Genomic DNA, 17,688 nt, shown 5'->3' on the forward strand with positions numbered 1-17,688 from the left:
ATTCATCCGGGGGCATCGCCTACGGTTTGCTTCGCTGCACCTCCTCTCGATGTGTGCGGCTTCGCCGCACGGTCGCTACGCTCCCACCCCCGGATAAACCCCTCCACTCAGCCTGCCGACGGGGCCTACAGATCAAAAGCTGCAGCCGAGCTAACGCTCATCCTGTTGAGTGGTGAAGAGCGGGCGGTGTGTGTGGTTCATGTTTTTGCTCTTGCTCTTGCTCTTCTGTGGGAGCGAGCTTGCTCCGGGCGGCGTTCCGACGATGACGGCCTACCAGCCGACCCAGCTCTCACTGTCGAACACATCTGCCAAACAGGCCGGCCGGTAGGCCGCCTCGGACGCTGTTGCGGTGCTCGCCCCATCGAGAGGCCGAGTGGAGGTTCTGCGCAGTGGGCAACCCGGCATGGATGCCGGGTTAGCCGCCCCCGGCCATGGATGGCCGATGGCGGCGGGCCCACGGAGCAGGACCGGAGCGAGGGCATGCCGAGCCTAGGCGAGGCACCGAACGAAAGGGGCAAGAGCCCTTGGTTACTTGGGGCTCTTCCAAGTGACCCGCTGTAAGAGCGGAACCCTAAGCGGCCGTTACCGCAGCAATGGATATGTACACCTGAAAAAACCACCTCGCCAGCCAGGCAGTCATCGCGAGCAAGCTCGCTCCCACAAGGCACAAAACCATCGCGAGAAAACCCACAAAAACCCCACTTCAACCACAGCCCCCCACCACACCCCGCAAAAAGAGCACGTACATCCAATTTTCCCCGCCGCCATCCCGTCACTATCCAAACCATTCCCGGTATCCCCACGCCGGTGGTTTTTCAATTGCACGGGCAGGCCATGGACGCTTCACAACGCAATGAATGGGCACAACACCTCGGGCTGCTGTTCCTGCGGGTCAGTGGCGGGCTGTTCCTGTTGTGGGTGCACGGCTTGCCCAAGCTGCTGCACTACAGCACCGAGCTGCAGAACATCGAAGACCCGTTCCACCTCGGCGCGAACCTCACGCTGATGCTGGCGATTTTCGCCGAGGTGCTGTGCCCGTTGCTGATCATCGCCGGGTTGCTGGTGCGTCTGGCATGTTTGCCTATTCTGTTTGTGCTGTGGGTGGCGATGTTGATCGTGCACCCGCAGTGGACATTGTTCGAAGGCCAGTTCGGCTGGCTGTTGCTGATTATCTTCACCAGCATTTTCATCGCCGGGCCAGGACGGCTGGCGCTCAATGGTCGTTTTGCCGGAGTTTTGCGTTATGTCTGATGCCAGCCGTCTCGAGCGGGCCAACCCGGGTCCTGATGAAGTGGTGACCCTGATCGTCAAGCACCGGGTCAAGGCCGGTTTTGAAGTGCCTTACGAGGCCTGGTTGCGCAACATCGTCAAGGTCGCGGGGCAGAACGTCGGGCACCTGGGGGTGGATGTGGTGCGCGGCAAGCATGCCGGGCTGGACACCTACACCTGCGTGCTGCGGTTCTGCTCCACCGAAGCGATGCAGGGCTGGCTCGACTCGCCGCAACGGCAAAAGCTGGTCGACGAAGCGGCGCCCATGCTCGCGGACGGCGACCAGACCGAGGTCAACCCCGTCAACGAGTTCTGGTTTGCCCCGCCGGCCGAGGCCGGTACGCCACCGCCGCGCTGGAAGCAGGCGGTGGTGACGCTGCTGGTGATCCTGCCGCACACCTTGCTGGTGCCGCTGCTCTGGGGGCCGTTGTTGCGCTTGCACGCTGTGCTCTCCAACTACGTGGTGGCCACGTTCCTGATCACCCTGACCATCGTCCTGTCGGTGGTGTACGTCTTCATGCCCATGGCGACGCGTCTGTTCGCGCCATGGCTGTCTCCCTCCACTTTGCATAAGGAACCGTGATGAACGCCGATCTGATTCTGTTCAACGGACAATTCCACACCGTTGACCGCGAAAACCCGCTTGCCAGTGCCGTGGCGATCCGCGACGGTCGTTTCGTCGCGGTGGGCGATGATGCCCAGGCCATGGCCCTGCGTGGCGCCAACACCCAGGTGATCGATCTCAAGGGCCGATGCGTCATCCCCGGCCTCAACGACTCGCACTTGCACCTGATCCGTGGCGGCCTGAACTACAACCTCGAACTGCGCTGGGAAGGCGTGCCGTCGCTGGCCGATGCCCTGCGCATGCTCAAGGATCAGGCCGACCGTACGCCGACGCCGCAATGGGTGCGGGTGGTCGGTGGCTGGAACGAGTTCCAGTTCGCCGAGAAGCGCATGCCGACCCTGGCCGAACTGAACCAGGCAGCACCGGACACCCCGGTGTTTGTCCTGCACCTGTACGACCGCGCTTTGCTCAACCGTGCCGCGCTGCGTGTGGCCGGCTACACCCGCGACACGCCGAACCCGCCGGGTGGCGAGATCGTCCGCGATGCCAATGGCGAACCGACCGGCATGCTGGTGGCGCGGCCGAACGCGATGATCCTCTACTCGACCCTGGCCAAGGGGCCGAAGCTGCCGCTGGAGTATCAGGTCAACTCGACGCGCCAGTTCATGCGTGAACTCAATCGCCTCGGCCTGACCAGTGCCATCGATGCCGGCGGTGGTTTCCAGAATTACCCGGACGACTATCAGGTGATCGAGCAGTTGGCCAAGGACCAGCAACTGACCGTGCGCATCGCCTACAACCTGTTCACCCAGAAGCCCAAGGAAGAGCTGACCGACTTCAAGAACTGGACTGGCAGCGTCAAGCTGCACCAGGGCGACGACTACCTGCGCCACAACGGTGCCGGGGAAATGCTGGTGTTCTCGGCGGCGGACTTCGAAGACTTCCTCGAACCGCGTCCGGACCTGCCACAAACCATGGAGGCCGAACTGGAGCCGGTGGTGCGTCACCTCGTCGAGCAACGCTGGCCGTTCCGCTTGCACGCGACCTACAACGAATCCATCAGCCGCATGCTCGACGTGTTCGAGAAGGTCAACCGGGACATTCCGTTCAACGGCCTGCCGTGGTTCTTCGACCATGCCGAAACCATCACCCCGCAGAACATCGAGCGGGTGAGGGCGTTGGGCGGGGGCATTGCGATCCAGGACCGCATGGCGTTCCAGGGCGAATACTTCGTCGAGCGCTACGGCGCGAAAGCGGCCGAAGCCACGCCACCGATCAAGCGCATGCTCGCCGAGGGCATTCCGGTCGGCGCGGGCACCGACGCCACCCGGGTGTCGAGCTACAACCCGTGGACTTCGCTGTACTGGATGGTCAGCGGCCGCACCGTTGGCGGCATGGAGCTGCACGCCGAGGGCCTGTCGCGTCTGACCGCACTGGAGCTGTTCACCCACGGCAGCGCCTGGTTCTCGTCCGAGCAGGGCAAGAAGGGCCAGATCAAGGTCGGGCAACTGGCCGACGTCGCTGCGCTCAGTGCGGACTTCTTCAGCGTCGATGAAGAGGCGATCAAGTGGATCGAGTCGGTCCTGACCGTGGTTGGCGGCAAGGTGGTGTACGGCGCCGGTGACTTCGAAAAACTCGGCCCGGCCAGTGTGCCGGTGCTGCCGGACTGGTCGCCGGTGGTGAAGGTACCGGGCCACTGGCGTCCGACATCCCCGATGCAGGCTCAGGTTCACCATTGCAGCGGCCCGTGCGCCGTGCACTCCCACAGCCATGAACGGGCGCGCCTGTCGAATGCGCCGGTCAGTGATTTTGCCGGTTTCTGGGGCGCCTTTGGCTGCTCGTGTTTCGCGTTCTGATGCATCCCGAAAAGCGCCGGCCACTCTGGTCGGCGCAACCCAATGTCTCACCCCCACGAGGAGTTTCACATGAGCAACGTTCCGTACAAACGTCTGAACAAGGATGATGCGGTTGTCCTGCTGGTCGACCACCAGACCGGCCTGATTTCGCTGGTGCAGGATTTCTCGCCGAACGAATTCAAGAACAACGTGCTGGCGCTGGGCGACATCGCCAAGTTCTTCAAGTTGCCGACCATCCTGACCACCAGTTTCGACAGCGGTCCGAACGGTCCGATCGTGCCGGAACTCAAGGCTCAGTTCCCGGACGCGCCGTTCATTGCCCGTCCGGGGCAGATCAACGCCTGGGACAACGAAGACTTCGTCAAGGCGGTGAAAGCCACCGGCCGCAAACAACTGATCATCGCCGGTGTCGTGACCGACGTGTGCGTGGCGTTCCCGACCCTGTCGGCCATCGCCGAAGGCTTTGAAGTGTTCGTGGTCACCGATGCCTCCGGTACCTTCAACACCACCGTGCAACAAGCCGCCTGGGCGCGCATGTCGGCGGCCGGTGCCCACCTGATCAACTGGTTCGCCGTGGCTTGCGAGCTGCAAGTCGACTGGCGCAACGACATGGAAGGACTGGCCAACCTGTTGTCCGAACGCCTGCCGAACTACCGCAACCTGATCAACAGCTACATGAAGTTCACCGCCAAGTAACACCGCCACACCTGTAGGAGCGAGCACGCTCGCGATGGCGGAGTGTCAGTCGGCAATTTCGTCACTGACATGCCATCACGAGCAGGCTCGCTCCTACAGTTTCTGGTTCGCTGTGCATTGGCTTTCAGCGACTCTGTAACCACCCCAAAAAACCACCTTTCCTGACCGGCACCGGTTTGGCCATCAACGCCAGCCGGCTGTTCTGCTGCCTCACTGCTTGCAGTTTGTGCAAGGCCCGATCGACTTCGCTGCGTTGTGCCATGCAGTGGCGAGTCAGGCTTTTGTCGAGACGATAGATGATGCTTGAAGTCATGGCTGTGAAGCGCGCCTGGGACGGCGTGTCGGCGAGGATGCTCTGCTCGCCCATCACTTCACTTGGCCCCATGCGACCTGCCTCGATCTGGCCATTGCCGTCAGGCACGGTGGCGCTGACTACGCCTGTGGCGATGACAAACAGGCTGTCGGGCACTTCTTCCAGGTCCAGCACCACATCACCGGCCGCGTATTGCTGTGCGACCATGCCCTGGGCCAGGCGATCGCGTTCATCGGCACTCAGGGAACGGAACACCTTCACTTCATCGAGCAAGGTTCGGGCGCGGCTTGAAGGCTCGATCACGCCATCGGGCTGGCGGGAAATGCCGGCAGCTTCCAGATGCCGATGAGCCAGATCGAACAGCTGATTGCGCACCTCACTCTTTTTGCCCAGCTCAGTGATGAACCCGCTGGCGACGTACTCGGACATGGTCTCGCCGGCTTCCTTGAGCACGGCTTTCGGCGCCGGGTCCAGCAGCAAACTGCTGCTGCCTTGCAGGGTACGGTCCAGCGCATCCAGAACGCGACGTGGGCGGATGTGGTTGGGTACCTGAATGCTGATCGAAACACCGTGCAGGTTGACCGGACGGCTGAGATTGACGATTTTCGCCTTGGCCGCCACCGAGTTGGGCACCACGGCCGTGCTGCCGGCGCTGGTGAGCAAATGGGTGGCGCGCCAGTCGATGTCCAGCACTTTGCCTTCAACACCGTCGATCGAGATCCAGTCATCGACCTGATAGGGTTTTGTGGTGTTGAGCACGATCCCGGAAAACACGTCACTCAAGGTGCTCTGCAGCGCCAGACCGACGACGATGGCGACAACACCGGAGGTCGCCAGCAGGCCTTTGACCGGCAGTTCCAGCACATAACCGGCGGCTGCGACTGTGGCTGCCAGAAACACCAGCGCGCCGATGACATCCTGCAACAACCGGCCGCTGTGGCCGATGCGGCGCATCAGGATCAGGCCGACGCCTTCGGTGAGGACCCGTGCGGCATACAGCCACCAGAGAATGCCCAGTGCGGTGGCCCCCAGTTGTGCCACTTGGTCATCGACAAACAATGGCGCCTGCAACGGACTGACACCGGCATTGATGAGCACGGCGCTGAACGACAGGAACAGCGCCAGGCGCACGCCGACGCGGCTGACGCGATGCTTGAACGGCGCGAGGTGCCAGAGCATGGCGTCGACGGCCAGCAGCAGCGCGCTCAGGGACAGGAGGTGATCGAGGAGGAAGGGCATGGGCAAAGCTCCCGCAGAAATGAGGTCCCACAGAAAAAAACAGGCCCGCTGTGTAGCGAGCCTGTTTTGCGCTTACCTCAGATGGGTCTTCAGTTCCAGCGCCGCCTGGCGCATCGCCGCTTGCACTTCGGGAATCTGGCTCAGCGGGTTGAGCAGGCCGAAGTCATGGATCATGCCGTTGTAGCGCACCGAGGTCACCGGCACACCGGCCGCATCGAGGTGACGGGCATAACCTTCGCCTTCGTCGCGCAACACATCAAGCTCGGCAGTCTGCACCAGTGCCGCCGGCAAGCCCTTGAGCTGTTCGCTGCTGGCATTGAGCGGCGAGGCATGTACCTGCGCGCGTTCGCCGGCATCGGTGGTGTAGTTGTCCCAGAACCACTTCATCATGTTCTGTGTGAGGAAATGGCCTTCGGCAAATTGCTGGTAGGACGCCGTGTCGAACTGCGCATTAGTGACCGGCCACATCAGCAATTGAAAGCGCAGGGCCGGGGTTTTCTGTTCCTTGGCCATCAAGGCCACGACCGCCGCCATGTTGCCGCCGACGCTGTTACCGGCCACCGCCAGGCGCTTGCCGTCAACGTTGATTTCCTTGCCATGTTCGGCCACCCAACGGGTTGCGGCGTAGGCCTGGTTGATCGCAGTCGGGTAGTGCGCTTCCGGCGACGGCGTGTAGTCGACGTACACCGCGACCGCACCGGAGCCCACCACCAGGTCACGAATCAGGCGTTGGTGAGTCGGGAAATCACCGAGCACCCAGCCACCACCGTGGAAGAACATGAACACTGGCAGTTCACCCTTGACCTTCGCTGGGCGGACCACTTTGAGGTTGATGGTTTGCCCGTCGACCTTGATCGCCTTGTCGCTGACTTCAACGCCGGACAGGTCCACTTTCACCGACGCCTGGGCACCGGTCAGCACCGCACGCGCATCTTTCGGGCTCAGTTGCTCGAGGGGTTTGCCACCACCGGCGGCGAGGGCATCGAGGAAGGCCTGGGTGTTGTGTTCGGCGACGGCACCGTCAGCGGCAAACGCATTGCCGATGGACAGGGCGAGGAGGGAAGCGGTCAGGGTTTTTTGTGCGAAGTTCATGGGTAAATCCTTTTTAGCCGATTGATTTGAGTGCTTCGGTAGAGGTCGCTGCCGGCTCTGTATTTCAGGCTTCAGCAACACCGTGAGCACAGATTAATAGGGTGCCGGAAGGCGAAAAAGCGGCTATAAAGTGTTTAACTGTCCACCAGGATGTGACAATGAACCCCTTCGAAGATATGCGTATTTTTTGCCAGGTGATGGACTCCGGCAGCTTTACCGCCGCGGCCGATCAACTGGGCTTGTCCAAGCAGTTTGTCAGCCGTCGCCTGATGCAACTCGAAGAGCGCCTGGGCGTGCGCTTGCTCAACCGCTCGACCCGGCGCCTGGATGTGACGCCGCTGGGGCAGAGTTACTACGAGTCGGCCATGCGCTTGCTCAACGAAGTCGAGCAGGTGGAGCAGGGCATCGCCGGGCAGACCACCGAACCGCGCGGCACCATCCGCTTGAGTGCGCCGTTGTCCTTTGCGCTGGCGCATCTGGGCTGCTTACTGCCGGTGTTCTTGCAGCGCTATCGGGACGTGACGGTGGAAGTCGATTTGAGCGATCGCCCGGTCGACCTGCTCGGCGAAGGCTACGACCTGGCACTGCGTATCGGCACGCTCGAAGATTCGACGCTGATTGCCCGGCGCATTGCCTCGATCCAGCGGGTGTATTGCGCAAGTCCTGCGTACCTGGCCGAGCGCGGTACGCCGCTCAAGCCCGATGACTTGCACAACCACGACTGCTTGCCCTATGGCCACGGCCGGCAAGTGCAATGGCGTTTCGCCGGGCAGGGCAAGCCAATGTCGGTGAATGTCACCGGACGGATGCGGGTCAACAACGGCGAGTTGCTCAAGGACGCGGCGATTGCCGGTTTGGGGATTACCTACCTGCCGACCTTCATTGTCGGCGCAGCATTGAAGGATGGCCGGTTGCTGCCGGTGCTGGAGGATTACCAGCCCGAGCCATTGACCTTGTCGGCGGTGTATCCGCAACACCGTCAGGGCTCGCGGCCGGTGCAGGCGTTTGTCGAGTTTCTGCGCGAACGGCTGGATCGGGTAGAGGGTGGCCTGTAGGGACGCAGATTGTCTTAACCCTGAAAAACCTGTGGGAGCGAGCTTGCTCGCGAAGGCGGAGTGTCAGTCGACATCAGTATTGACTGAACTAATGCATTCGCGAGCAAGCTCGCTCCCACAAGGGATTTATGTTGCCAGGATGTCAGGCTCTGTCAGGTCCTGTCGTCGCCCGGCTCGCCACCGACATGCACGCCGCGATCGTCGCCAATCTCACCGGCCCGATGCACGCCACGGTCATCGCCGACTTCGCCGGCCCGATGTACGCCGCGGTCATCGCCGACTTCACCGGCCCGATGTACGCCACGGTCATCGCCGACTTCACCGGCCCGATGCACGCCACGGTCATCACCGACTTCGCCGGCGCGGTGCACGCCACGGTCATCGCCGACCTCGCCAGCGCGGTGTACGCCACGATCATCTCCAGGCTCATTGTGGGTGCCGTTGCGACCGGAGGACGATACGGCGCCGGTGTGGCTGGAGCCGCTGTTGGCACTGCCGGGGCCGCTGTTGCTGCCGTGGTCGCCGCTATGGCCGCTGCCGCTGTTGCCGCCGCTGCCGCTGTTGCCACCACCGCCATTGCCGCCACCACCACTACCGCCGCTTCCACCGCCACCACCATTTCCGCCGCCACCTCCACCGTGGCCGCCACCATTTCCACCGCCACCGCCACCGCCACCGCCACTACCGCCGCCACCTCCACCGTGGCCGCCACCCCCTCCGCTGCCGCCACCACCGCCACCACTACCGTCCTTGGCCATCGCGCTGGAGACTCCGGACAGGCTGTCCGGAATCAAAACGGTAGACGCCGACAAAACTGCGCCAATAGCTACTGCAAGTAAAAGCTTGTTGATGTGCATGTCGTTCTCCGTCTTCATATTCGGGTTGGAACGTTGATGAACATTGCAACGTGCTGCCAGGTTCATTTCATCAACACGCCAGCGCCGGGGTTTATTCGGAAACATTCCGGATAAAAATGCGACGTAACAGCAGATCCCTTGCCAAAGGTCAGTGAATACTGGAGGCCAGCTCGAAAATCGGGATGTACATCAGGATCACGATCACCCCGATCAACAGGCCGATGAAGGTCATCAACAGGGGCTCGAACAAGCGTACGAACCACTCGATCCAGCGACTGATTTCTTCGTCGTAGAAGTCGGCGCTGCGCTCCATCATCTGTCCCAGGTTGCCGGACTGCTCACCTGCGCGTAGCAGGCGCAGGGACACGGGGGTGACCAGGTGATTGAGCTCCAGCGCGGTCGACAGCGATTGCCCCTCACGCACCCGGTCGCAGGCCTGATCCAGGCGTCCGCGCGAGGCCACGGTGAGCAGGTTGCGCACCATGCCCATGGCGGTGACGAGGGGAATGCCGCCCTGCAACAGAATCCCCAGCGACCGATAGAAGCGCGCCAGTTCGTACATGAAGATGCGTTGATGCACCGCCGGCAATTTTTCGATCAGGCGATCCAGTCCCCGACGAAAGGCCGGGTGACGCTTGAGCAGGACAAGCGTGGTGATGATCGCCAGCAAACCGCCGAAGAACTCACCCTGGTGCGCGTGCAGGAACATGCCGCTGCTCATCAGGATCTGCGACAGCCACGGCAGGTTCGAGCCCAGCCCTTCGAACACCAGGCTGAAACGCGGCACCACGTAACCCATCAGAAACAGCACCACGCCACCGCCCACCACCAACAGCAGCATCGGGTAGATCGAGGCGCTGATAATCTTTTGGCGAACCTCGTCCATGCGCTGGCGATAGCTGACGTAGCGGCCCAGGGCATCACCCACGGCGCCGGTCTTTTCGCTCGATTGCACCAGTGCCACATACAGCGGCGGGAACACCGCCGACAACTGCCCCAGCGCCTGGGAAAACGACTTGCCCTCGTACAGCAATCGCACCAGCTCACTGAGGGTCTTGCGTGCCTGGGGCGCGGATTCCTTTTCCGCCAGGCTTTCCAGCGCATCGATCAATGGCAGCCCGGCATTGAGCAGCGTGGTCAGCTCCTGGCTGAACAACACCAGGTTGAAGCTCTCGCGCTGATGCAGGCGCAACGCTCGCCAATGACGCTCGGCGTGCAGGCTGACCACGCGCAGGCCCTGGTCTTCGGCAATGCGCCGGGCTTCGCTGTCACCCGGTGCTTCGACGGTCATCGAGACGACACCGGCCTTGCCGACGGCTTTGATGTGAAAACGCAGGCTGGCCATGGCGGTCAGTTCCAGTTGGTGACTTCGGCGTTTTCGCCTTCGCCGCCGGGCTGTCCGTCCTTGCCCAGGGACAGCAGGTCGTACTCGCTGTTTTCACCGGGATAGCGATAGGTGTAGTTGCGGCCCCAAGGGTCCAGCGGCAGTTTTTTCTGCAGATAAGGGCCGGTCCAGCGCGGCTCGTCCGCAGGTGCGGTGACCAGCGCCTGCAAGCCTTGTTCGGTCGACGGGTAATGGCCGACCTCCAGCCGGTACAGGTCCAGCGCCTTGCTCAAACCTTCTATTTGCGCCTTGGCCACTTTCACTTCCGAGCGGCCCAACTGGGCGAAATACTTCGGCGCCACGATGCCGGCCAACAGCCCCAGCACCACCAGTACCACCAACAGTTCGAGCAGGGTGAACCCGGATTGGGTTGGCCGGGCACAGCACAGACGCTGATTCATGATGACCTCACACAGTCGGCAGAAGAGTCGCTGGGTGTGCTCATGCAATTGCCATGCTCACACTCGGTCATCCTTCTGTACCCCCCGTTCTACGGGCCTTTGCCGTTACGGCACAGTGCTTGCGTATGGCTGATTTACCAAAGGTCAGTGGGGCATTAGCCCCAATTTTCGGGGCCGGGCAGGGGAGGCACAGACATGAAAACAATCGCCACAGGATTGCTCGGTTTGCTCGTGTTGAGCGGTGCCGCCCAGGCTGACGTGTTTGTCTCCCGGGACGCCAAGGGCGGCTATGTGCTGTCCAACGTCCACCGCCCCGGCCGCCACTATGAAAAGGTCATCCGCGAGCCCGCAGCGGCGGTTGTGAGTCTCGATCAGCAACCGCAAATGATCGCCGCGCAACCCTATGCCGAGCTGGTCTCGGCAGCGGCCACCGCCAACGAACTACCCGCCGCGTTGCTGCACGCGGTGATCAAGACCGAATCGGCCTACAACCCCAGCGCGCTGTCCCCCAAGGGCGCTGGCGGCCTGATGCAACTGATGCCCGAAACCGCCCGTGAAATGGGCGTGACCAACGTCTACGACCCCAAGGCCAACATCCAGGGTGGAGCACGTTATCTCAAGCGCTTGATGACGATGTTCGACAACGATATTCGCCTCGCCGTGGCGGCCTACAACGCCGGGCCGCAAGCGGTGCTCAGCCGCGGCAACGTGGTCCCGCCGTTCGCCGAAACCCAGCGTTATGTGCCCAGCGTCCTCAACCAGTACCGGCGCTTGCAGGGGCTGTCGGCGGATGCACCGTTGTGAGCGGTTTTACCGGGCCGGTTTTCCCCAATAGTGGGGACATGATGGCCCCGGCGAGAAAGTGGGGATTGGGTGGGGAATTTCCCCCGACTTATCAACTCGCACTTATAACTTACTGATTAATCGAATGATTTTTTGTGGCATGCGGATTGCTCTGGACGATTTGACGAGAACCGTTCCCTGTTAACCGCAGCGAGGTCCGAGACCATGATCGGCATAACCCACGCTCCGTCCCTGATCAATTTGCTGTTGTTGGTGACCTCGATGCTCGGCATCGAAATCGCCAACGCGGCGGCACGTTGTGAACGCAACCTGGTGGCCAACGTCGTGGCGTTCGATCAGCCGCTGATGTTCAATCGCCTGGGTGCGCAGAACGTCAACGGCATGATGTTCGCCCTGCGTCGTGACGTAGTCGATGACCATGATCGCTCGCTGGCCCAGGGCGGCGTCGCGGTGCCGGGTAAAGTCTCGCTGCGTCCGGACAAGCGTCCACGCCCGTTGGTGCTGCGGGTCGCTGCCGGTGACTGCCTGACCATCAATCTGCAGAACCTGCTGGCGTATCAGGCCAACCCCGGCTCCGGCTCCCACAACGAGGGTGAGGAGGGCGAAGTCGAATTCGGTAAAAACGCCGAGAACTTCAAGGCCGATGAGCAGGTCGCTGACCGCCATGTCGGCTTTCAGGTCAATGGCCTGCAGGCGGTCAACAGCATCGATGACATCGCCTCCTTTACCGGGCGCAACGGCAACAGCCTGATCGCGCCCGGCGGCAGTCGCTCCTACACCTTGTACGCCGAACGTGAGGGGGCGTTCGACGTCAGCAGCCGTGGGGCGACCTTCGGTGGCGAGGGCGGTGCCGGCAACAACGCCAACGGCCTGTTCGCGCAAGTGGTGGTGGTACCCAAGGGTGGACGTACCTACCGCAATACCCTGACCGAAGAAGAAATGCGCCTGGCCAGCACCGGTCGCACGCCCGCCGGCCAGCCCATCGTCGACTACCAGGCGCGCTACCCGCAACGCGAGCCGTGGATTCGTGAAGGCAAGGCCGGTGCGCCGATCATCAACATGGTCGACGGCAACGAAATCATCTCCAGTGAAAGCGATGCGATCGTGATGGGCAGCAACCCTGACGGCAGCTTCCCGCCGTCGACCTATCCGCTGGAAGCCCTGGGCAAACGCAACCCGGCGCTGCCCAATCGGCTGGAGCCGTTCCGTGATTTCGCCGCGCAGTTCCAGGATGAAACCGCCGTCACCCAGGCCTTCCCGGGTTACTGGGCAGACCCGGTCATGGGCCATGTGCTGGAGCCGACCCGCGACTCCTTCATGATCAACTACGGTTCCGGTGGCATGGGCGCCGAGGTGGTCGCCAACCGTCTTGGCGTGGGGCCGATGCACGATTGCCTGTCGTGCGCTTATGAAGAATTCTTCCTCAGCTCGCACACCGTCGGCGACGTGGCAATGCTGGTGGACGTGCCGGCCAACGCCGGCCTGGAAAACATCCGCCCAGGCGAAGTACCACGCGCCGATCAGGTTGGGGTCAAGGCCACCATGGCGCTGTACCCGTCGGAGCCGTCCAACGTCGCCCACAGCTACATCGGCGACTTCGTCAAATTCCGCAACACCCACAACGGCTACGAACACCACATCTTCCATTTGCACGGCCATCAGTGGCTGTACAACCCCAACGATGACAACACCGACTACCTCGACGCCCAGGGCATCGGCCCGGGCGCCGGTTATACCTATGAAATCGCCAACGGCGGCTCGGGCAACCGCAACCGCGTGGCCGGCGATGCCATTTACCACTGCCACTTCTACCCGCACTTCGCCCAGGGCATGTGGGCGATGTGGCGGGTGCACGACGTATTTGAGGAAGGCACCAAACTAGAAGTTTCCCAGCAGGGCGGCGACGGTTTCCACCAGGAACCTTATGCGCTGCGCAGTGGTAAACCGGCAGCTGGGGCGCGGGCTTTGCCCGATGGTGAAATCATTGCCGGCACGCCGATTCCAGCGGTCGTACCCTTGCCCGGCAAAGCCATGGCACCGATGCCCGGCAAAGTCGCCGTGGTACCGAAAGTCGGCGAGGCGCTGGTCGCCAGGGGCGATGACGAGGCAGAGGGCGACGATGACGGCGAGCATCAGGGCGGACCCCGTGCGGTCGGCTCGCTGGCGCTGGTCGATCGCAGCGAAGCCAACCGCAATGCCGACGGCAGCCTGAAAAACCCCGGCTATCCGTTCTGGATCGGCGGCATGGAAACCTCGGTTGGCCAGCGTCCACCGACGCCACCACTGGACATGCTCGACGCCGCCAAGGCCACGTCCCTGAAAAACAGCGGCAACAGCCTCTGGGCCAACCTCGACCCGACTCAATCGGGCGGCTGGGATGGAGGTCTGGGGCGGCACTCGCTGGACGGTTACTCCGCCGGTGGCGAAGCCAACACCGTGACCACCTCCCTGGACTTCTCCAAGTCCGTGACCCGGGCCAAACCGCTGTACCTGCCGGAAGAGGGCACCGAAGTCGAACAGGCGGCCATGGCCTTCCACGCCAAGAAAGACCACCCCAGCTTCGCCCTGTTGCCGGGCAATCAAGTGGTGGCGAAAAACTTCCGCACCAACGGTGCCTTGCCGATTGCCGGCGCGCCTTATTACGAGCCGTGCATGGATGACCGCGCCAAACGCCTGACCAGCAGCGCCGGTGTCGGTGAGTTCAACAGCGGCGAGCGTCTGGACGGCATGTCCTTCACCGGGGCTTCGGCGTTCACCGCCGATCGCCCGCGCATCTACAAGGCGGCGAACATCCAGTTCGACGCGGTGTACAACAAGGTCGGCTACCACTTCCCGCAAGCGCGCATCCTCGCGTTGTGGGAAGACGCTTGGCCTGTGATCAGCAAGCAGCGTCCGCCAGAGCCGCTGGTGATGCGCATGAACACCTTCGACTGCGTGCAGTACCAGCAGACCAACCTGGTGCCCGCCACCTATGAGATGGACGACTACCAAGTGCGCACGCCGACCGATGTGATCGGCCAGCACATTCACCTGCCCAAGTGGGACCTGACCTCGGCGGACGGCTCGTCCAACGGCTGGAACTACGAAGACGGCGTGCTTTCCCCCGGCGCCGTGGTTGAACGTATTCACGCTATTCGCGAATTCAACCAGTGCGAAGGCGCTGACCCGCGTGACGGTACGCCGGCCTGTCCGCAAGCCAAGGCGCATCCGTTCTTCGGCCAATACGGCCGGGCCGACTGGATGGGCGCGCGCACGGCGATGCAACGCTGGTTTGTCGATCCGGTGATCAACACCAAGGGTGTCGACCGAGGCCTGGGCACCATTTTCACCCACGACCACCTCGGCCCATCGACGCACCAGCAGATCGGTCTGTACGCCACGGTGCTGGCGGAGCCGGCCGGTTCCACCTGGTTCCATGCCGAAACCGGCGAGCCGTTGTACAGCGGCGCGCGCTCGGACGGCGGGCCGACTTCATGGCAAGCGGTGATCTCCACCGGTGACCTGGACGGTGACGGCAAGAACGACAGCTTCCGTGAGTTCTTCCTCGAGTACAGCGACTTCCAGCACGCCTATGAAGCCGGGGTCTATGTCGGTGCCGGTCCCAATGGCATTCCCAATCCGCAGGCGTTCCCGGCGACCGCCGACAGCTTCCGCTACGCGATCAATCCACCGGTGCGCAACAACGCCGGCACGCTGCTTGAGTTGGTGGTCGAGGCCCGTGGCGGGATCAAGCCAGGCTGCCCGAGCCGACCCTGCCCGCAGGCCATCTCGGTGGATGACCCGGGCATGTTCGTGGTCAATTACCGCAACGAACCGCTGGGCCTGAGGGTGTTCGACCCGAACAAGGTCGGTCCGGACGGCAAGCGTGGCATGCAGGCCGACGGCCTCGGTGGCGACCTCTCGTACGCCATGCAGAGCCGTACCGACCGTGCCATCCCGGCAATGAACCTGGCGCCGAACCTGGTGACCTCGGCCACCGGCCCCACTGGCGGCACCACGCTGTTCCCGCCGCACATCAACCGTGGCGGTGCGGAGCCGGGCGACCCGTTCACGCCGATGCTGCGCACCTACACCGGTGACAACGTGCGACTGCGGGTGCATGCCGGCGGTCACGAGGAGGAGCACAACGTCACCCTGCACGGCGTGAAGTGGCTGCAAAGCGGAACCGGCTACGGCAACAGCTCCAACTCGGGCTGGCGTGCGTCGCAGATGGTCGGGATCTCCGAGCAGATGGGCTTCATTGCTCCGGTGTCGATGCTCTCCAGTTCCGCGGCGACCACCGGTGATTACCTGTACTCGATGGACGCCTCCATCGAAGGCTACTGGAATGGTATCTGGGGTGTGATGCGCAACTACACGGCGCAACGCAACGACCTGTTCGCCCTGCCGAACAACCCGAAACCGGCGGGCATGCGCAACACCGTGGCGTTCGATGGCACCTGCCCACGGATCAGCGCCAACCCCAACGGCATCGGTACGCGCCCGACCGTGCAGCGCAATTACGAGGTGGTGGCGGCGCTGGCCAACGACATCCTGAGCAATCCGCTGGGGCTGTCGATCGGCGACCCGGCCGGTCTTGGCCAGCACGTCGGCGGGCCGTTGAATCCGGCCGGTGGCACCCTGGTGTTCAACTCGCGCACGGTGAGCATTCCACAGGTCACCGTGACCGATCCGGAGGACGGCGAGACCGTCACCATCGGTGGCCAGAGCGGGCCGCTCCATGACCCGACCGCGATCCTCTACGTGCGCAAATCCGACCTTGATCCCACCACCGGCAAGCTCAAGCCCGGTGTGCCGGTCGAGCCGCTGGTACTGCGAGCGGCGGCAGGTGACTGCCTCAACATCACCCTGGAAAACCGTCTGCCGAGCGTGATGCCGGACCTCGCCCAGACCGCGATCCTGCAGGGCCTGGTCAAGCGTGATCGCAACGGTGGCGACGGCTCGACCACCTTCAACAACAACCTGCTGCGGCCGTCCAGCCATGTGGGACTGCATGCGCAGTTGCTGGCCTATGACATCACCAAGTCCGACGGCACCAACGTCGGTGCCAACCCGATCCAGACCGTGCCACCGCGAGTCGGCAACAGCGGCGCCTACCCGACGCGAACCTACCAGTACTACGCCGGGCACCTGGAGCGTGAAGGCAAGCCGATCACTCAACTGGGCCGCAGCGTCGACAACATCAACGCCACGGCGGTGGAGTTTGGCGGGCTGAACTTCACCCCGGCGGACGTGATCAAGCAGCCGCAAAAAGGCCTCGGCGGTGCGATGAGCGTCCTGCCGGTCGGCGCCACCTGGGTTGAGGATGCCAAGCGTGCGTCGGCCACGGTCACGGCAGCGGGGCAGGCGGTTTATCGCGACTTCGCGATGGTCTGGCAACGCGCCTTGAACCTGCGCTGGGCCAATGGTCGGCCGGTGGAAGGCATCGCGTCCGAAGGCCTGGGGGTGCCGAACGATCCGAAGGACAACGCCGGCATGGCCATCAACTACAAGACCGAGCCACTGTGGTATCGCTTCGGCCTCGCCCCGGACGCGCCGTTCGGTCGCGCCGACGGTGCCGGCTACGGTGACGTGCCTAACGCGCACATGGCCTACAGCAATGCGCTGGTCGGTGGCGATCCGCAGACGCCGGTGTTCTACGTCAAGCCGGGGCAACCGTTCCGCACCCACGTGCTGATGCCCACCGGCGGCAGTCGCGGCGCGACCTTCCAGCTCGACGGTCACGTCTGGTCGGTCAACCCGTTCCTGGCGGAGAAGAACGACGTCGACGGCTACCCGATGGGGGCGCCGGGGGTGGGCTCCGTACGCTTCGGCCTGAACCCGATGTCGATGTACATCGGTGCCCGCGAGAGCGTGCTGCCGGCGGCGCACTTCAGCGCCATGCACCCGAGCGCCGGTGGCGCCAATGCGATCGCCGGGGACTACCTGTTCCGCGACAACGCATCGTTCGGCAATGCCGCCGGGTTGTGGGGGTTGTTGCGGGTGACCAATGAACCGGAGCCGGCACCGGCGCCTTAGCGGTAGATGAATGAGGAGGGCATGGCCCTCCTGTGGGAGCGAGCTTGCTCGCGATGAATACACCGCGGTTTTGCGTGGTGCGGCGGATGACGCCATCGCGAGCAAGCTCGCTCCCACAAGGGATGCGCTTGAGGCTGGA

12 protein-coding genes are annotated in these 17,688 nt (G+C 63.1%); 7 read left to right on the forward strand and 5 right to left on the reverse strand.

Features of this window, described 5'->3' with window-relative positions; genetic code table 11:
- Window positions 1-834: 834 nt before the first annotated feature.
- From EIY72_RS07690 to ycaC, 4 genes are all read left to right on the forward strand, one after another.
- Window positions 835-1,251, forward strand: a complete 417-nt coding sequence (locus EIY72_RS07690; protein ID WP_093218427.1) for a DoxX family protein — start codon at window positions 835-837, stop codon at window positions 1,249-1,251.
- Window positions 1,244-1,852: an antibiotic biosynthesis monooxygenase gene (locus tag EIY72_RS07695; protein ID WP_093218430.1), complete on the forward strand. Its 609-nt coding sequence runs from the start codon at window positions 1,244-1,246 to the stop codon at window positions 1,850-1,852. Before EIY72_RS07690 ends, EIY72_RS07695 begins: the two co-directional genes overlap by 8 nt.
- The gene (locus EIY72_RS07700) at window positions 1,852-3,690 is read left to right on the forward strand and encodes an amidohydrolase (protein ID WP_093218432.1); all 1,839 of its coding nucleotides are present in this window, start codon (window positions 1,852-1,854) and stop codon (window positions 3,688-3,690) included. Before EIY72_RS07695 ends, EIY72_RS07700 begins: the two co-directional genes overlap by 1 nt.
- Window positions 3,691-3,759: 69 nt before the next feature.
- On the forward strand, window positions 3,760-4,386 hold the full coding sequence (ycaC, locus tag EIY72_RS07705) for an isochorismate family cysteine hydrolase YcaC (protein WP_093218435.1): 627 nt from the start codon (window positions 3,760-3,762) through the stop codon (window positions 4,384-4,386).
- Window positions 4,387-4,510: 124 nt separating this feature from the next.
- Here the strand turns inward: ycaC and EIY72_RS07710 are convergent, their stop codons facing one another.
- Complete coding sequence (locus tag EIY72_RS07710; protein ID WP_093218437.1) at window positions 4,511-5,938, reverse strand: mechanosensitive ion channel family protein; 1,428 nt, start codon at window positions 5,936-5,938, stop codon at window positions 4,511-4,513.
- Between the two features lie 72 nt (window positions 5,939-6,010).
- Entirely contained in the window at window positions 6,011-7,030 is a 1,020-nt protein-coding gene (locus tag EIY72_RS07715; protein ID WP_093218440.1) for an alpha/beta hydrolase, read from the reverse strand.
- Window positions 7,031-7,188: 158 nt separating this feature from the next.
- On the opposite strand from EIY72_RS07715, the gene EIY72_RS07720 reads away from it, so the two are divergent.
- Complete coding sequence (locus EIY72_RS07720; RefSeq protein WP_093218441.1) at window positions 7,189-8,085, forward strand: LysR family transcriptional regulator; 897 nt, start codon at window positions 7,189-7,191, stop codon at window positions 8,083-8,085.
- Window positions 8,086-8,237: 152 nt separating this feature from the next.
- Here the strand turns inward: EIY72_RS07720 and EIY72_RS30085 are convergent, their stop codons facing one another.
- From EIY72_RS30085 to gspG, 3 genes are all read right to left on the reverse strand, one after another.
- Entirely contained in the window at window positions 8,238-8,942 is a 705-nt protein-coding gene (locus tag EIY72_RS30085) for a hypothetical protein (RefSeq protein WP_231985547.1), read from the reverse strand.
- A 148-nt stretch (window positions 8,943-9,090) separates the two neighbouring features.
- A complete protein-coding gene (locus EIY72_RS07735; protein WP_093230405.1) occupies window positions 9,091-10,278 on the reverse strand; it encodes a type II secretion system F family protein in 1,188 nt (395 codons plus the stop codon).
- A 14-nt stretch (window positions 10,279-10,292) separates the two neighbouring features.
- On the reverse strand, window positions 10,293-10,727 hold the full coding sequence (gspG, locus tag EIY72_RS07740) for a type II secretion system major pseudopilin GspG (protein WP_093218455.1): 435 nt from the start codon (window positions 10,725-10,727) through the stop codon (window positions 10,293-10,295).
- Window positions 10,728-10,922: 195 nt separating this feature from the next.
- Here gspG and EIY72_RS07745 point away from each other — a divergent pair, with 195 nt between their 5' ends.
- The gene (locus EIY72_RS07745; RefSeq protein ID WP_093218456.1) at window positions 10,923-11,531 is read left to right on the forward strand and encodes a lytic transglycosylase domain-containing protein; all 609 of its coding nucleotides are present in this window, start codon (window positions 10,923-10,925) and stop codon (window positions 11,529-11,531) included.
- Between the two features lie 204 nt (window positions 11,532-11,735).
- Window positions 11,736-17,549 carry a manganese-oxidizing multicopper oxidase MnxG gene (gene mnxG, locus EIY72_RS07750; RefSeq protein WP_093218457.1) on the forward strand — a complete coding sequence of 1,938 codons (5,814 nt, stop codon included), beginning with the start codon at window positions 11,736-11,738 and terminating at the stop codon, window positions 17,547-17,549.
- The last annotated feature ends 139 nt before the right edge of the window (window positions 17,550-17,688 follow it).

This window comes from Pseudomonas vancouverensis (genome assembly GCF_004348895.1).
GTDB lineage: Bacteria > Pseudomonadota > Gammaproteobacteria > Pseudomonadales > Pseudomonadaceae > Aquipseudomonas > Aquipseudomonas vancouverensis.